This is a genomic window from Streptomyces violaceusniger Tu 4113, from assembly GCF_000147815.2.
Classification (GTDB): Bacteria; Actinomycetota; Actinomycetes; order Streptomycetales; family Streptomycetaceae; genus Streptomyces; species Streptomyces violaceusniger_A.
Map to the genome: position 1 here is coordinate 6,408,216 of NC_015957.1, position 12,615 is coordinate 6,420,830.

Genomic DNA, 12,615 nt, shown 5'->3' on the forward strand with positions numbered 1-12,615 from the left:
TGGACAACAGCCATACTGAACAACGGACTGGCCGACTACCCGACCGCGCCGGCCGCGGCTCGCGAGGCCACCGAGCACGGTGATCTGTTCCTCGCCGGAGCGGCCCTGCCGGAACTGATCGAAGCTGCGGTCCGTTGTGGGTCCGTTGTGGCGACCACATCACCGCAGCGCAGGCAGTGGACTCCTTCACCGAGCGCACAGAGGCCGGCGGAACCGTCACCGGCCGGGGAGTCGCGGCCTACTCACGAGGACTTGTGACTGGCGTCGAGGATCACTACCGGGAAGCCATCGACCTGCTCGCCGAGGGTCCACTCCTCCCCTACCTGGCCCGGGCGCACCTCTTGTACGGCGAATGGCTGCGGCGCGAAGGCCGTCGGCGTGACTGCCGCGAGCACGTGCGCACCGCCCACGAGCTGCTTTCCAGGGCGGGGCGGAGGCCTTTGCCCGGCGGGCCGCCGGCGAACTGCGCGCCACCGGCGAGAAGGTCCAGCCCGGCCCGGGCAAACCTACGAGAAGCTGACCATGCAGGAGGTTGCCGTCGCACGCCTGGTGGCCTCGGGTGCCACCTCGAACGAGGTCGCCGTTGACGCCCACCTGCGCAACATCTTCCGCGTCTCTGGACCCCGAGCGCGAGGTGAAGCTGAACCGGATCAAGGGGATCCTGGGCTGTTTCCCGGACCGGGTCTTCGCCTTCGGCGAGTTCGGCCCGCTCGCGATCCGGCCCACCGCCGGCAGTTGCCGAGGGGCCCAGTGCTTCTTCCTGGCCCCTCGATATCTCTCATGCCTTGAAGAGTCGTGGCCTTGTTCGTGAGATGTGAGAGCCCGTGATGCTCGGCGAGCGTGCGATAGATTCCCCGCCATGACTGAACCAGGATCCGTCGCCTGGCCACCTGCCCCGATCAAGACCGAGCGGCTGGTGCTCCGCGAGTCCGAGTCCCGGGACCGTGCGGCGTTCATCGAGCTGTTCACCTCGCCGGAGGTGGGCACCTACCTGGGGGGCCCTCGACCGCGTGATGAGTGCGAGCGTGCGTTGCCCGAGACGCCCGAGAGGCGCCCCGGCCTTTTCGTGATCGAGTTCGACGGAGCGATGATCGGCACCATCGAGCTGAACCGGCGCGACGCGGAGCGTCGGAGTCATGTCCGTCCGGATGCCGGGGAGGCCGAACTCGGCTACCTGCTCCTGCCGGAGGCATGGGGACACGGGTACGCCGCCGAGGCGTGCGCGGCGGCACTCGACTGGTTCGCCGAAGCGCTTCCCGGCGAGCCGGTGGTGCTCTGCACCCAGACCGCCAACGACCGCTCGATGCGCCTCGCGGCGAAGCTGGGGTTCACCGAGGTGCACAGGTACGAGGCGTGGGGCGCCGAACAGTGGATGGGCGTGTGGTCCCCGGTCACGCCGCCCGCTTGAGCTCGTGCCAGTCAGCCGCCCGAACCTCGTACTGCGTCGAACGCAGCCGGGCTGATCGGCCGCAACGCCTCCTACGTCACGAGCGGGTTCGTCGTTCACGACGTACGGCCTCGTATGCGTCGCCGGTGTCCCCTGCTGTCGGGGCGTCCGATGTGGCCCGCCGCGCGTGGGACTCGCCGAGCCAGATCTGCGGGACGTACCGCTGAACCGTCTCGACCACCGGCCGCCCACCGCGAACGCGAGTCCCACGATCCCGGTGACGGTGGCCTCTCCCTTCTGTTTGGCGCTGCGGCGGCCGATGCGTATGACCGTGGCGTTCGGGGCGGGAGAGGGCGTGTGCGGCGACGGCATGGTGCGTGAGCTTAGTGGGCCCCTGGTGGGGTGGGTCATGGCGATGCGGTGCACCCCGAGCCGCGGCTGGTCCTCGTCGGTCGGTCGGTCGGGGTGGGGAGGTAAAGCACGGTGAGCAGGGTGTCCAAGTCGCTCGCCACAGAACGATCTTGGGGCGACCTACGGGTTCCTGGCGCCCTCGACGTTGAAGATCATCCGGCGCAGCACCTTGAGCGCCGCCACGTACTCCTCATCGCTGATGCCGTCGTGGACCACAGCACGAAGTTCGGTTACCAGCTCGCGCAGCCGCATCCTGGCGGCTTCGCCTGCCTCGGTGAGGTACAGACGATGTCCGGCGTCGGTCCGCAGCCAGCCGCGGTGCAGCAACTGGGCGACGACACGGGGGATCTCGTGTTGCCCGTCCGCGAGGGGCAATAGCTGGGCGGCTATCTCGTCGCGGCTCGGCGCCGCAGGCGAGTACTTGACGCTGTTGAGTACCCAGTACTGCGGCTGCGTGACGTCGATCCCAGCCATGGCGTCACGCAGATGCCGGGTAACGACCGCGTGAACCTGACCACTCCAGTAGCCGATGGGCTGACTGGCCAGCATGTCGTCGGTGGCAGCCGGATCGGCCGGCGCCTGGTCGGTGGTGGTGCCGGTCAGGAAGTCCATGATCACAACGCTACATCCGCGCGCCCGACCTGAACACTGCCGAAGGTCGCATCAACCACCGTCGCGGTGGCGCGGCGCGTTTCCTCCCCCTCCTGCGCGCACCGTCACCATTCGGGACAGCTCGTCTGGTCATCACCGCGCCTGGGCCGTCCCAGGCGCGAGGGCACCCTGAACTGCTCCGGGGGCGGTGAGGATCGCGTTGCCACGTCGGCGGCGATCTCGCCGATGAGTGGTGCGAACTTGGCGCCGTGCCCCGAGCAGGGTGAGACCAGGGTGATGCCCGCGGCGCTGTCGACGAGGAAGTCCTCGGTGGGGGGATTGGTGAACAGGCAGGTCGTCTCGGCGTACGGGACTGGGGCCAGTCCGGGAAGGTAGCGCTTGACGTAGGCCACCACCCGGGCGCGGTTGGCCGCATCCATCAGGCCGTCCTGGTCGGCCGCGGAGGGAAGGATCTTGCCGCCGTTGAACTCCCTGCCGCGACTTGACAACGAGATCCGCGTAGAACGGGTCCGGGTAGGCGTAGCGGAAGATGCGGGCCGAGCCATCGGAACTGCCGTCCTCGGCGGCCGGGTGCGATCGCTCCACGAGGGTGACCTCATGGCCGCGGCGGGCGGGCTGCCAGACCGTGGCCGCACCGGCCAGACCGGCTCCGATCACGAGGTACTTCGACGAACTGATGGTCGTGAACTCCTGATGCCAGGGTGGCCGGACAGGCGAGCGGACAGGTCAGCGGTCAGGTGTGCGTTCGGGCGGTGCTAGGCGGGGGCGGGCGCGGCATCCGTCGCCGACGTCTCGACGCGCACCCCGGCCACGGTCGCGTCCTGGAGAGTGAGTGGTGTCTCTTCGGCGCCAGGAAGGATGGTGTCGAAACGCTCCAGCCGTCGGCCGCCGAACACGACGATGCCGTCGAGGACCACCAGAGCGGTGGCGCACGCGGCCGAGACCGACAACTGCGCGTCGCCCCCGAGGAGGTCGAGGCTGCCGCGGATGCCGCTGCGCACCATGAGGTTGAGCGCCCGCGCCCTGCCGTGAACGGCGGTCGTGGCCACTTCGGCGGTCCCGCCGAACGTGACGATCTGGGTGTAACGCAGATCGTGGACGACGCCGTCGATGGACAGTTGAAGGGGCACGGGGGCGGCCGACAGCAGATGGCGCTGCATCCCGGGAAAGGGTGAGAAGGGGCCGGTGTCCTCGATGTCCGCGAGGCTCAGCCGCCACGTGACCGCCTCCGGGGAACCCGCGGCGGGCTCACGGTGGATCTCGCGGGTCCAGCCTCGTCCGTTGGCCCACCCCTGTGGTTCGAGCGTGGCCATCGGGATGATGTGTGCGGTGTCCGCCGCCGAGCCGTTTCCCGGTTCTCCGGAGGGCTTCTTCGGTGATTGCATGTCGAGTTCGTCTCCATCCCGGCCGGCCTGGCCGATCGGGTTCAGTGGCAGGAGTGTCGGAGTGTCGGGGGTACGGCTTCGGTCCGGCGAAGTAGCGGGGCGGTGCGGGTGTTCATCCTGCTCCGGGTCAGTGTCCCGCAGTGCCCGTGTAGGGGTTCATGTTCTCCTTGATGTAGCGGCCGCTGACCCAGGGTGGAGGAGTTCGGCAATCTCGTGCTGCAGCACGCCGAACGACTGTCGATGCGACTCACTGTGCGGACGTGACCCCGCCTCCGACTTCGCGGTGGTGGGCGACTCCACGGCCGGAAAGACCCGGGCCGCATGCGAAGCGGTACGACCAGTGTTGCCAGCGCACCGCGTGTGCACTGACCGCCCGCTTCTGCAGGGCACTTCGATATTCGATCGCGTGCGACGGAGGTGGGCTGCCAGGCTGCGTTCATGGATCACGCGGAAGTGCTGCTCATCGGAGGGCGGGCCGGGGTCGGCAAGACGACGGTGGGGTGGGAGGTTTCGGCGTTGCTGCGAGGTGCGGCGGTCCCTCACGCGCTCATCGACGGTGACTTCATGGGGCAGGTGCATCCGGCTCCGGAAGGAGATCCGCGCCGTGCGGAGATCACTGAAAGCAATCTGACTGCGGTGTGGACGAACTACGCACGCCGCGGCTACCGGTGTCTGATCTATACGAACACGCTGAGCGTGGTGGCCGAGACGACCGGCATGTTCGAGCGGGCCATGGGCAGCGGAGTGCGGATCGTGCGGGTCCTTCTCACGGCCACCGACACGACCACGCGGGAACGGCTGGAGCACCGGGAAATCGGCTCGGAGCTGGAGACGGAATGGGAGAGCAGTAGTCGTAAGGCGCGGTTGCTGGACCAGCGGACCCCTGCGGACGCAGTGCGGGTGGCAACGGACGGGCGGGCTGTCGCGGACATCGCGCGCGAAGTGGTGGCCGCCACCGGCTGGACCGAGCAGCACTCCACGAGCCCCCACCGGACGGCGGCATCGAAGGAGTAGTCCGCCGAACGTTGTGACTTCCTGCCGCGGGCCCGCTCGTCGTAGGTGATGTGCCGCCACCCCGTGCCCAGGTCGCCGATGACTCGCCGCAAGTACCCCTGCGTGGCGAGCTGGCGTTGAGGTAGACCACGGGGGTGCCGGAACCGCCGGTGTCGGTGCGAGCCAGGGCCGTATCACTCGCAGTAGACCTGCATCTTGGAGCCGGGGTCGTCGAGGTCGACGATGACGTCGTCGAGATGGTCGATGAGGTCATCGAGGTGCTGCGGCTTGAGCTCGGCGAGGTCGATCGGAACCCCGGCCCTGTCCAGCTCCGCGTTGACCTTGGCGATGGCCGCCGGTGGGAGCAGGGTGGTGAGCCGGACGCCGGCACGCAGCAGTTGCAGCGGGATACGGACGTTGAGCCGGGTGGGGCCGCCGCCGGTGTCGTCCTCGGCGTCCATGACCACGCGGAGGTACTTGGCACGGGCCTTCGGGCGGGACGTCGTTCCCGGTGGCGTCTCGGGCTGCTCGCGCTGGAGCGCTTCGATCAGCCGCTCGGCCTCGTCCGCGGTGATCTTTCCTTCGGCCAGCATCTCCAGGATCTGGCGGCGCTGCTCGTTCATGCGTGTGCTCCCGTTTCTCTGAGTTATCTCACGCTGGCCAGCAGGGCTGTACGGCCCTGCTCCATCTCGAACCGGGTGCCGGGCAGCGCCCACAGCACCTGTCCGGCACCACGCAGCGCGCCTCCCGGGCTCATCCGGAAGATGAGGCAGGCGACCACCCCGCCCAGCACGGCGAGCAGCAGCAGCGGCGACAGCACCAGCACCACCGGCACCACGGGGATGTACACCCGCACCCGGCGGCCGTTGGAACGGCGCACGCGCACCGTCACCAACTGCGGGATCATCGGTCCCGCTCCAGTTCGGCCAGGGCGTCCTCGGTGGTGATCTCTCCCCGGCGCAGGCGGTCGACGACGTCGGCGGCGCTGGTGGGTGCTGGGTCGACGTCGACGAAGTCGAGGTGCTCGGCGATCCGCTTCAGTCGGGACTTGATGGTCGGGTAGCTCACCCCGAAGATCCGCTCCATCTCCTTGATGGATCCGTGCGCCCGGACGAACGCGGCGACGAAGATCTGGTCGTCGATGCCGAGTTGGGCCAGCTGCGGCGGCTCGAACTGCCCCTCGATCGCGACGCCGCTGTCGGCGAGGCGGACCCGCTCGACCACGAACGGCCGACCGCGCGTCAGGTCCGTCAGGTCCTGCCAGTCCATCCTCGACTCCTTACTCTCGGCGACCTCTTCACACTTCATGTCTACCTTGAAATTTTTAAGGAGTCAATCCGAATAAATTAAGTTTTACGATGTCGATCTTGATGATTCGGCTTCGCCGCCGGCGGAGCGGTACTCGCTCGGAGTCATGCCGCTAGCGGCGCGGAAGGCGCGGGTGAAGTCGGATGGCCTGGGGTATCCCCAGCGCATGGCGATGGCGGCGATGGGGACGCTGTGCTGGGAAGGGTCGGCCAGGTCCCGTCGGCAGCGGGCGAGGCGCTGCTGCCGGATGACGTCGCCGACCGTGGCACCGTGCTGTTGGAAGATGCGGTGCAGGTAGCGCGTGGAAATGAAGTGTGTCGCGGCTATGGCGCCTGGCGTGAGGCCGGGATCGTGCAGGTGGGTGGTGATGTAGGAACTGATCTGCTCGAACAGTGCACGCTGCCGTGACCCGGCTGGAATCAGGGTCTGCCGGTCGGTGTGGTGAGCGAGCAGGGCCGCCGCGAGATCGACCGCGGTGGTGCCCAGCCGGGTGCTGTCAGCGGAGGTGAGATCGGCGTGCGTATCGGCGAGGCCGGTCAGCATCTGGCACAGGAGCCGCCCGACACCCGCTCGTCCGGGAAGCACCGTTCCACACAGCGGAGCCACGGCCTTCTCCGGCAGTGGCAGGAGGCGCCGGGGGAACTGCAACAGCATCGCCCGGGCTCCTGGGGGATTCGGGCCCGCAATGGCGGTGAACGGCCGCGAGCTGTCGTACAGAAGCAGGTCACCGGGACCAATCGACGCGTACATCCGGGCCTGTTCGATGCTCTGCTGTCCCGCGATGGTCAGCGCGATCTGGTACATCTCCGGATCGGACTGCCGTATGAGCCGGGGCGTGCGCCGGGATGACAGCGGTGTGTAGGACATCACCGTCAGCTGAACCGGCCCAAGGGGCATGGTCTGGATCCGGGCTTCGATCCGGTCGGGCTCCAGGAAGCTGATGCGGGTGGCCATCAGGGCCTGCCCCGTCGTCTCCGCCCAGGCCATCTCTCGGTCGGCGGGTGGCAGGTGGGCGGTGTTCAGCACAGTGGTCAGCATGACGTTCCCCGGCATGTTCCGCTTGCTGCGGATGCGTTGGATAGAGCGCGCCTCGAGCCGCGGGATTTCCGCAGCGCATACCAGCTTCGCCGCGGCGCAGAAGTAAAGGAAGTGCGCTGCACGCCAAGTCGAATGCGCTGACTGCTCAGGACAGGGGCCTCACGGTGACGGCACGCTGAAGCCGCACGCCCGACCGGCCGCCTACCGCGCGCCGTCACCAGACATGGCTAGTGCACAGACTGACAGGGGGACCCGTGAACACCCGGAAGCACCTCATCACTACCGCTCTCTCCGCGACCCTGCTCGGCAGCGCCCTCGCGCTCGCTCCGGCCGCCGGCGCCGCCGGCTACCCCAACCAGAACTGGGCCCGGACGTCGGGCAACTCGGCGGGGGTGGTATTCCACCCGCACGGAGACCAGTTCGAGATCTGGGACAACGTCCACGATGCGAGCGCGACGTGGGTCGCCTACAACTACAAGGGCGTGAACGACTCATGGAAGAGGGTCGGACACGTCGTGGACGGGCACCAGACGGTCTCCCACAACCTCTACGAGTCGATCAACGGCAAGCCCGCGTACATCTACTTCGAAGTCTGCGACACCGTCAAGGGCTGCTCGAAGGCATCCTGGTACCGCACCTGGGGAAGCTGACGCCACGGTATGCCCGGAGACCACACCGCAGTCGGAGGAGGCCCGGGCGTTCCTGCGGGTGATCGTCGGCGGCAGGGGTCGGCTTCCGCGCAAAGCCCGTCTTGGCCTTCGGAGACAGGTGGGCGACGCAGCGCTATGTGCCCGACGCCGTGTCGGTGCTGGTCCTATCGCCGCTGACGTGTTCCTGGGAACGGCCAGCGGTTGAGCGGTGGCCGCTGGACGGGTGCTCGACTGCTTCGAGGAAGTCGAGGAAGGCGCGGAAGTCGCGGAAGGCCCGATCGGTGCGGGTGGTGTCGCCGGTGGCGTCGAGGTCCATGAGGAGACCACGGATGACGGCGAGAACGAGCGTCGCGAGATCCGGCCGGCCGATGCTGCGCAGGCCGTCCTCGAGCGGCCCGAGCCAGTCGGTCGTCGCGGTGCGCCGGAAGTTGGGCCACAACTGCTGCTCCGCGCTCTCGCGCAGCTGACCGAACATCCGCAGGTAGGGCTGCCCGTCCGGGCCGGTGATGGAGATCCAGGCGCGGTTCAGGGTGGCCGTGTACGGCTCGTCGGGTCGCGCCCGCAGCAGGTCGCCGAATGTGTCGAGCTGACGTTGCCGCGCACGCCCGAGAACGGCCCGCAGCAGGGCGTCGCGGGTGCCGAAGTGATAGATCAGCATGCGGGCTGAGGTGCCGGTGGCGGTGGCCAGCGGCTCGAGCCGGTCGGGGAGGCCGTGCGCGAGGGCGTGATCGGCGCAGGCGTCGAGCAGCCTCTCCTTGATCTGCGGTTGCGGTCGTCTACCCACGGTTCTACTTTTTCACGTAACGGCTACTACGTCTATATTCGGCAGGGGGCAGTCGAGGCCGACGTGGAGATGGCGATGAGAGTGGTGTTCGTGCATGGGGCGTGCGTGCGGGACGGGTCGTGGTGGTGGCACCGCACCGCCGAGCTGCTGCAGGAGCGGGGGGTGTCGAGCGTGGCACCGGCGCTGCCGAGCTGCGGCGAGGCGGGCCTGCCCGGCGGTGTCGGCGGTCCGGGGCTGCCGGAGGATGTCGCCGCGGTGCGGCAGGTGCTGCAGGCCGGCGACGAGCCGACCGTCGTGGTCGGCCACAGCTACGGGGGCATCGTCACCGCGGAAGCCGCCGCGGGAGTCGGGGCGGTGCGCCACCTGCTGCTGGTCTCCAGCTACCTGCCCGAGGTGGGGCAGAGCCTGTCGGATTTCGGGGACGGCGGCCCCGCCCCGTTCCTCGACGTCGACCCCGACGCCGGCACGTTCGGAGTCCGCCCCGAACTGCTCGTGGACACGTTCCTGCAGGACTGCGACCCGGAGATCCGGGCGCAGGCGGCGGCCCACCTCGCCCGGCAGAGCGTGCGGGTGACCGGGCAGCCGGTCGGGGCGGCCGCATGGCAGCAGTTGCCCTCGACGTACCTCGTCTGCGCCCAGGACCGGGGCACCCCGCCGCGGCTGCAGCGGGAGTTCGCCCGCCGGGCCGACAGCGTCGTCGAACTCGAGGCCGGCCACCACCCGTTCCTGTCCCAGCCTGAAGCGGTCCGGGACCTGCTGCTGAGCCTGTGACGGCAGCCGCGGACGAACCGGGCCGGCGCTCCGAGGGTCAGAAGGACGTCGTGCGTGCCGAGGAAGAACTGCTGTCGACTGCCTGCCCGGCCTACAACGGGCAGGACGTCGAGCAGCCCCGTCCCCCAACCCAGGGGAGGCGGGGCTGCCTCGTGTTCGTACCGACCGTGAGGCGCTGGGCCAGTCCCCGCCGACGGGGCAACGCCGGCCGTTGCACCAGGCGTTGCGGATCGACAGCGTGGATCCGAGCTTGGTCGTGCCGGGGCCCACACACCGGTAGTCGTCGGGCCAGTTGGGGATGTCGATCCGGATCTCGACCCAGGTGCCGGTGTCCCCGGCGCGGTGGTTGTAGTAGGCGGTTCCGGTCCGTGCGAAGAAGCCGCACGGGTCGGCTGCCGCAGCGGCGGGCTGGGCTGCTGTCAGTCACGCCCGACAAGATCGAGATGGCGGCCGAAGCGGTCGGGGCCTCCGCCGCCTTCTCCGTACCTCAAGAACGATTGGTTCATCACCGACTGAACCCAACACGCCATACGCGGAGCCCCGGTGGGAGCGGACTCTCATTCATTCCCACGGCCTTCGGGCGCTGCGATCGCCGCACGGGCACCTGAGCGTCGGCTCCGCCGGCACGCTGACGGAGCCGACGCTCAGTTACTTACTCACGCCGCCGGCCGAGGACACAGAACTCATTGCCTTCGGGGTCTGCCATGACAACCCACGACTGGTCACCCTGACCAATATCGACACGCTGTGCGCCATGAGCCTCGAGGCGAGCCACCTCGGCGTCCTGGTCATCAGGCACGAAGTCGAGATGCAGTCGGCTCTTGGCCTTCTTGGGCTCATCAAGCAGGACGAACTCCAAGCCCGGCACGCGATCCGGCTCCGGGCGGATCGCGAACTCCACATCAGAGGAGTGGACCACAACCCAATCAAGAGCCTCGGCCCACCACTGCCCCAGGGCCATCGGATCTGCGGAGTGAACGATTACATTTCGCCATTCCAAGGTCATCAGCCAAGCCTAGACCTGCCAGGGCTTCGAAAACAGGCACGCATGAAGAGGGCCCACTGACGTCTGCTCAGCGACGATCATTTCCAGATTCGGCGGACGAACCGGCTAGCGAGCCACCCGGTAGCGGAGGTAGACGACTCTCGAGCTGAAGGTGCGGGTCTCCACGAGTTCGAGATCCACCCGGCGCTCGCGCTGGGGAAAGAACGGAATGCCACCGCCGACCAGCACCGGGCAGACCCTGGCCCGGTACTCGTCGATCAGCCCCAACGCGGCCGCCTCGGCGGCGAGAGCCGCGCCGCCGATCGCGATATCGCCCTCCCCCGGCTCGGCTCGCAACCGCTCGATCTCCTCCGCCAGGCCGCCGGAGACCAGGCGGGCATGGCCCTGCACCGCCGACAGCGTGGTGGAGAACACCACCTTGGGGAGCGGCTTCCAGAGCGCGGCCCACTCGAGCATGTCGTCGTCGAGCGATGGATCCTGGTCGGCGGTCTCCCAGTACAGCATCGTCTCGTACAGTCGGCGTCCCATCAGGTGGACGCCGACCTCGCGGATCTCGTCGATGGAGAAACGAAAGACGTCCTCGCTGGGCGCCGTCCAGTCGAAGCCGCCGTCCGGCCCGACGATGTAGCCGTCAAGTGAGACGGCCATCGAATAGGTCACGCTGCGCATCAGAAGTCCTCCTCGATACGGGTTCGACAGTACGACCGCCGAACGCCGCAGGACTCATCGCGACTCGCGGGATCCCCTGGGCCGAGCCGGGGCAGCCGGCCGAGGGTGGTATCCCCTCCGGCGTCACCCCTGTGGTCACAGTCGCCGAGGATGAGGGCTTGACCCTGGTAATCCCTCGTGAAGAGGCGGGTGCGGCCGGGCTGGCATACGACTATGTGGCCGGCTGGATCACTTTGCGTATCCATTCCGCGCTCGAGGCGGTCGGGCTGACTGCCGCGGCCTCCCGGGAGCTCGCCGACGCCGGCTGAGCTGCAACGTCGTCGCCGCGTTCCACCACGACCACCTGTTCGTCCCGTACGAGCACGCCGATCGGGCGGTGGCCGTCCTGGAGGGTCTGGCGCGGCGCTCCGCCTGAGCTGCCGCGCGGCGGCCACAGCCGGCCCCGCTGCGAGCGTTCGGTGTCCGATTCTCCGATTCGCAGGGTGGCGTGGGTGCGCGCAGCATGGAAGTGGCCGACTGCCGTCATTTTCGCGAGGTGACAGGCCATGACTGGTTGAGCCCACTGGAAGCAACGGCCGCGACCCGGGCCGAGGCCGTGCGGCCGAGGGGCGTGGACGCCGGGGGACGCTCCGGCGCGATGTGCCGGTCGGAGGAGCCATAGGAGGTCGGCGATGGCGCACGCACACGGAGATGAACCGATCGTGGTCGGCCTTGACCCCGATCCGGGCAGACGCGCGGCACTCGGCTGGGCCGCCGACGAGGCGGACCGGCGCCGCCTGCCGCTGCTGCTGGTCCTCGCGCAGAACGTGCCGACCCCCGGGTACCGGCCGACGGGCGGGCGGCCGTCCTGGGAGGAGTGGAACGAGTCGCTGCACACGTCGGGGGATCGCATGCTGAAGGAGGCGGTGGCCTTCGTCGAGTCCCGGCATCCGCAGGTGCGGGTATCCGGGCTGCTGGCCGAGGGGCATCCGGCGTGGGTGCTGCGTGAGCAGGCGCGGAACGCCACGGTGGTGGTGGTCGGGTCCTGGCGTCTGAGCGCTCTTCAGGAGGTCTTCACCTCCGCCGCCGTCGCCCTGCCGCTCATCGCCCACGCGCCCTGCCCCGTGGTGGTCGTGCCGGAACCGGAGCAGGTCCCCGAGACGGAACACGCCCCCGAGCCGGAGCACGTCCCCGAGCGGCAGCGGCATTTCGTGGTCGGGGTCGACGGCAGCCGTCATTCCGCGGCCGCCGTCGACTTCGCCTTCGACGAGGCCGCCTTGCACGGCTCGGCCCTGCGCGCCCTCTACGTGTGGCAACCTCCACGGTTCGGAACCCCGGACGAGGAGGCCGCCGTCCAGGAGTGCCGTCGGCTGCTGTCGGAGACCGTCGCCGGGCGTACCGCCGACCATCCGGAGGTGGAACTGCGCCAGGAGGTCGTGCCGGGCCACCCGGTGCAGGTCCTGACCGAGGCCTCCGAACACGCCCTCGGCCTGGTCGTGGGCACACGCGGACACGGCGGTTTCACCGGCCTGCTGCTGGGCTCCGTCAGCCAGGGCGTGACGCAGCACGCACGCTGTCCGGTCATCACCGTCCCGAGCGCCTGACCACCGACCCGGCCCCAG

The 12,615-nt window shown here is 68.9% G+C and carries 16 protein-coding genes and 3 pseudogenes; 6 read left to right on the plus strand and 13 right to left on the minus strand.

The window, feature by feature from the left end; genetic code table 11:
* Nucleotides 1-242: 242 nt before the first annotated feature.
* Nucleotides 243-395: a hypothetical protein gene (locus tag STRVI_RS52900; RefSeq protein ID WP_167543222.1), complete on the minus strand. Its 153-nt coding sequence runs from the start codon at nucleotides 393-395 to the stop codon at nucleotides 243-245.
* A 464-nt stretch (nucleotides 396-859) separates the two neighbouring features.
* Between STRVI_RS52900 and STRVI_RS26055 the strand changes: the two genes are divergently transcribed.
* Entirely contained in the window at nucleotides 860-1,408 is a 549-nt protein-coding gene (locus STRVI_RS26055; RefSeq protein WP_014058623.1) for a GNAT family N-acetyltransferase, read from the plus strand.
* 510 nt (nucleotides 1,409-1,918) lie between these two features.
* On the opposite strand, the gene STRVI_RS26060 is transcribed toward STRVI_RS26055, so the two are convergent.
* The 4 genes and pseudogenes from STRVI_RS26060 to STRVI_RS46560 form a co-directional block, all read right to left on the minus strand.
* A complete protein-coding gene (locus STRVI_RS26060) occupies nucleotides 1,919-2,410 on the minus strand; it encodes a MarR family winged helix-turn-helix transcriptional regulator (protein WP_014058624.1) in 492 nt (163 codons plus the stop codon).
* A 104-nt stretch (nucleotides 2,411-2,514) separates the two neighbouring features.
* Nucleotides 2,515-2,898 carry an FAD-dependent oxidoreductase gene (locus tag STRVI_RS26065; RefSeq protein ID WP_043236566.1) on the minus strand — a complete coding sequence of 128 codons (384 nt, stop codon included), beginning with the start codon at nucleotides 2,896-2,898 and terminating at the stop codon, nucleotides 2,515-2,517.
* 28 nt (nucleotides 2,899-2,926) lie between these two features.
* Nucleotides 2,927-3,067 (minus strand): annotated as a pseudogene (locus STRVI_RS56070) (FAD-dependent oxidoreductase); the annotation flags it as partial.
* A 98-nt stretch (nucleotides 3,068-3,165) separates the two neighbouring features.
* On the minus strand, nucleotides 3,166-3,795 hold the full coding sequence (locus STRVI_RS46560; RefSeq protein ID WP_014058625.1) for a HutD/Ves family protein: 630 nt from the start codon (nucleotides 3,793-3,795) through the stop codon (nucleotides 3,166-3,168).
* A 438-nt stretch (nucleotides 3,796-4,233) separates the two neighbouring features.
* Here STRVI_RS46560 and STRVI_RS26075 point away from each other — a divergent pair, with 438 nt between their 5' ends.
* Entirely contained in the window at nucleotides 4,234-4,809 is a 576-nt protein-coding gene (locus STRVI_RS26075) for a hypothetical protein (protein WP_014058626.1), read from the plus strand.
* Nucleotides 4,810-4,982: 173 nt separating this feature from the next.
* On the opposite strand, the gene STRVI_RS26080 is transcribed toward STRVI_RS26075, so the two are convergent.
* The 4 genes from STRVI_RS26080 to STRVI_RS26095 form a co-directional block, all read right to left on the minus strand.
* Nucleotides 4,983-5,411: an SHOCT-like domain-containing protein gene (locus STRVI_RS26080; RefSeq protein WP_014058627.1), complete on the minus strand. Its 429-nt coding sequence runs from the start codon at nucleotides 5,409-5,411 to the stop codon at nucleotides 4,983-4,985.
* A gap of 23 nt (nucleotides 5,412-5,434) precedes the next feature.
* Nucleotides 5,435-5,695 (minus strand): hypothetical protein, encoded by a 261-nt coding sequence (locus STRVI_RS26085; protein WP_014058628.1) that lies wholly within the window; start codon nucleotides 5,693-5,695, stop codon nucleotides 5,435-5,437.
* Entirely contained in the window at nucleotides 5,692-6,057 is a 366-nt protein-coding gene (locus STRVI_RS26090) for a DUF2089 domain-containing protein (protein WP_043236567.1), read from the minus strand. Before STRVI_RS26090 ends, STRVI_RS26085 begins: the two co-directional genes overlap by 4 nt.
* Nucleotides 6,058-6,141: 84 nt before the next feature.
* Nucleotides 6,142-7,134 (minus strand): helix-turn-helix domain-containing protein, encoded by a 993-nt coding sequence (locus STRVI_RS26095; protein WP_014058630.1) that lies wholly within the window; start codon nucleotides 7,132-7,134, stop codon nucleotides 6,142-6,144.
* A 254-nt stretch (nucleotides 7,135-7,388) separates the two neighbouring features.
* On the opposite strand from STRVI_RS26095, the gene STRVI_RS26100 reads away from it, so the two are divergent.
* The gene (locus STRVI_RS26100) at nucleotides 7,389-7,784 is read left to right on the plus strand and encodes a hypothetical protein (RefSeq protein ID WP_014058631.1); all 396 of its coding nucleotides are present in this window, start codon (nucleotides 7,389-7,391) and stop codon (nucleotides 7,782-7,784) included.
* Nucleotides 7,785-7,917: 133 nt separating this feature from the next.
* On the opposite strand, the gene STRVI_RS26105 is transcribed toward STRVI_RS26100, so the two are convergent.
* Nucleotides 7,918-8,568, minus strand: a complete 651-nt coding sequence (locus tag STRVI_RS26105) for a TetR/AcrR family transcriptional regulator (protein ID WP_014058632.1) — start codon at nucleotides 8,566-8,568, stop codon at nucleotides 7,918-7,920.
* Nucleotides 8,569-8,643: 75 nt separating this feature from the next.
* Here STRVI_RS26105 and STRVI_RS26110 point away from each other — a divergent pair, with 75 nt between their 5' ends.
* Nucleotides 8,644-9,339, plus strand: coding sequence for an alpha/beta hydrolase (locus STRVI_RS26110; RefSeq protein ID WP_014058633.1), 696 nt, complete (start codon nucleotides 8,644-8,646; stop codon nucleotides 9,337-9,339).
* A 210-nt stretch (nucleotides 9,340-9,549) separates the two neighbouring features.
* Here STRVI_RS26110 and STRVI_RS54820 read toward each other — a convergent pair.
* The 3 genes and pseudogenes from STRVI_RS54820 to STRVI_RS26120 form a co-directional block, all read right to left on the minus strand.
* Nucleotides 9,550-9,762 (minus strand): annotated as a pseudogene (locus tag STRVI_RS54820) (DUF6355 family natural product biosynthesis protein); the annotation flags it as partial.
* A 229-nt stretch (nucleotides 9,763-9,991) separates the two neighbouring features.
* Complete coding sequence (locus STRVI_RS26115; RefSeq protein ID WP_014058634.1) at nucleotides 9,992-10,345, minus strand: VOC family protein; 354 nt, start codon at nucleotides 10,343-10,345, stop codon at nucleotides 9,992-9,994.
* Between the two features lie 105 nt (nucleotides 10,346-10,450).
* Nucleotides 10,451-11,014, minus strand: a complete 564-nt coding sequence (locus tag STRVI_RS26120; protein ID WP_014058635.1) for a dihydrofolate reductase family protein — start codon at nucleotides 11,012-11,014, stop codon at nucleotides 10,451-10,453.
* Between the two features lie 71 nt (nucleotides 11,015-11,085).
* On the opposite strand from STRVI_RS26120, the pseudogene STRVI_RS26125 reads away from it, so the two are divergent.
* Both STRVI_RS26125 and STRVI_RS26130 read left to right on the plus strand, forming a co-directional pair.
* Nucleotides 11,086-11,429, plus strand: a pseudogene (locus STRVI_RS26125) (ACT domain-containing protein).
* Nucleotides 11,430-11,685: 256 nt separating this feature from the next.
* Entirely contained in the window at nucleotides 11,686-12,597 is a 912-nt protein-coding gene (locus tag STRVI_RS26130; RefSeq protein ID WP_014058636.1) for a universal stress protein, read from the plus strand.
* The last annotated feature ends 18 nt before the right edge of the window (nucleotides 12,598-12,615 follow it).

Coding starts and splice junctions, on each gene's coding strand:
- STRVI_RS26055 (WP_014058623.1), top strand. CDS start 860: ATGACTGAACCAGGATCCGTCGCCTGGCCACCTGCCCCGATCAAGACC.
- STRVI_RS26060 (WP_014058624.1), bottom strand. CDS start 2,410: ATGGACTTCCTGACCGGCACCACCACCGACCAGGCGCCGGCCGATCCG.
- STRVI_RS46560 (WP_014058625.1), bottom strand. CDS start 3,795: ATGCAATCACCGAAGAAGCCCTCCGGAGAACCGGGAAACGGCTCGGCG.
- STRVI_RS26075 (WP_014058626.1), top strand. CDS start 4,234: ATGGATCACGCGGAAGTGCTGCTCATCGGAGGGCGGGCCGGGGTCGGC.
- STRVI_RS26080 (WP_014058627.1), bottom strand. CDS start 5,411: ATGAACGAGCAGCGCCGCCAGATCCTGGAGATGCTGGCCGAAGGAAAG.
- STRVI_RS26085 (WP_014058628.1), bottom strand. CDS start 5,695: ATGATCCCGCAGTTGGTGACGGTGCGCGTGCGCCGTTCCAACGGCCGC.
- STRVI_RS26090 (WP_043236567.1), bottom strand. CDS start 6,057: ATGGACTGGCAGGACCTGACGGACCTGACGCGCGGTCGGCCGTTCGTG.
- STRVI_RS26095 (WP_014058630.1), bottom strand. CDS start 7,134: ATGCTGACCACTGTGCTGAACACCGCCCACCTGCCACCCGCCGACCGA.
- STRVI_RS26110 (WP_014058633.1), top strand. CDS start 8,644: ATGAGAGTGGTGTTCGTGCATGGGGCGTGCGTGCGGGACGGGTCGTGG.
- STRVI_RS26115 (WP_014058634.1), bottom strand. CDS start 10,345: ATGACCTTGGAATGGCGAAATGTAATCGTTCACTCCGCAGATCCGATG.
- STRVI_RS26120 (WP_014058635.1), bottom strand. CDS start 11,014: ATGCGCAGCGTGACCTATTCGATGGCCGTCTCACTTGACGGCTACATC.
- STRVI_RS26130 (WP_014058636.1), top strand. CDS start 11,686: ATGGCGCACGCACACGGAGATGAACCGATCGTGGTCGGCCTTGACCCC.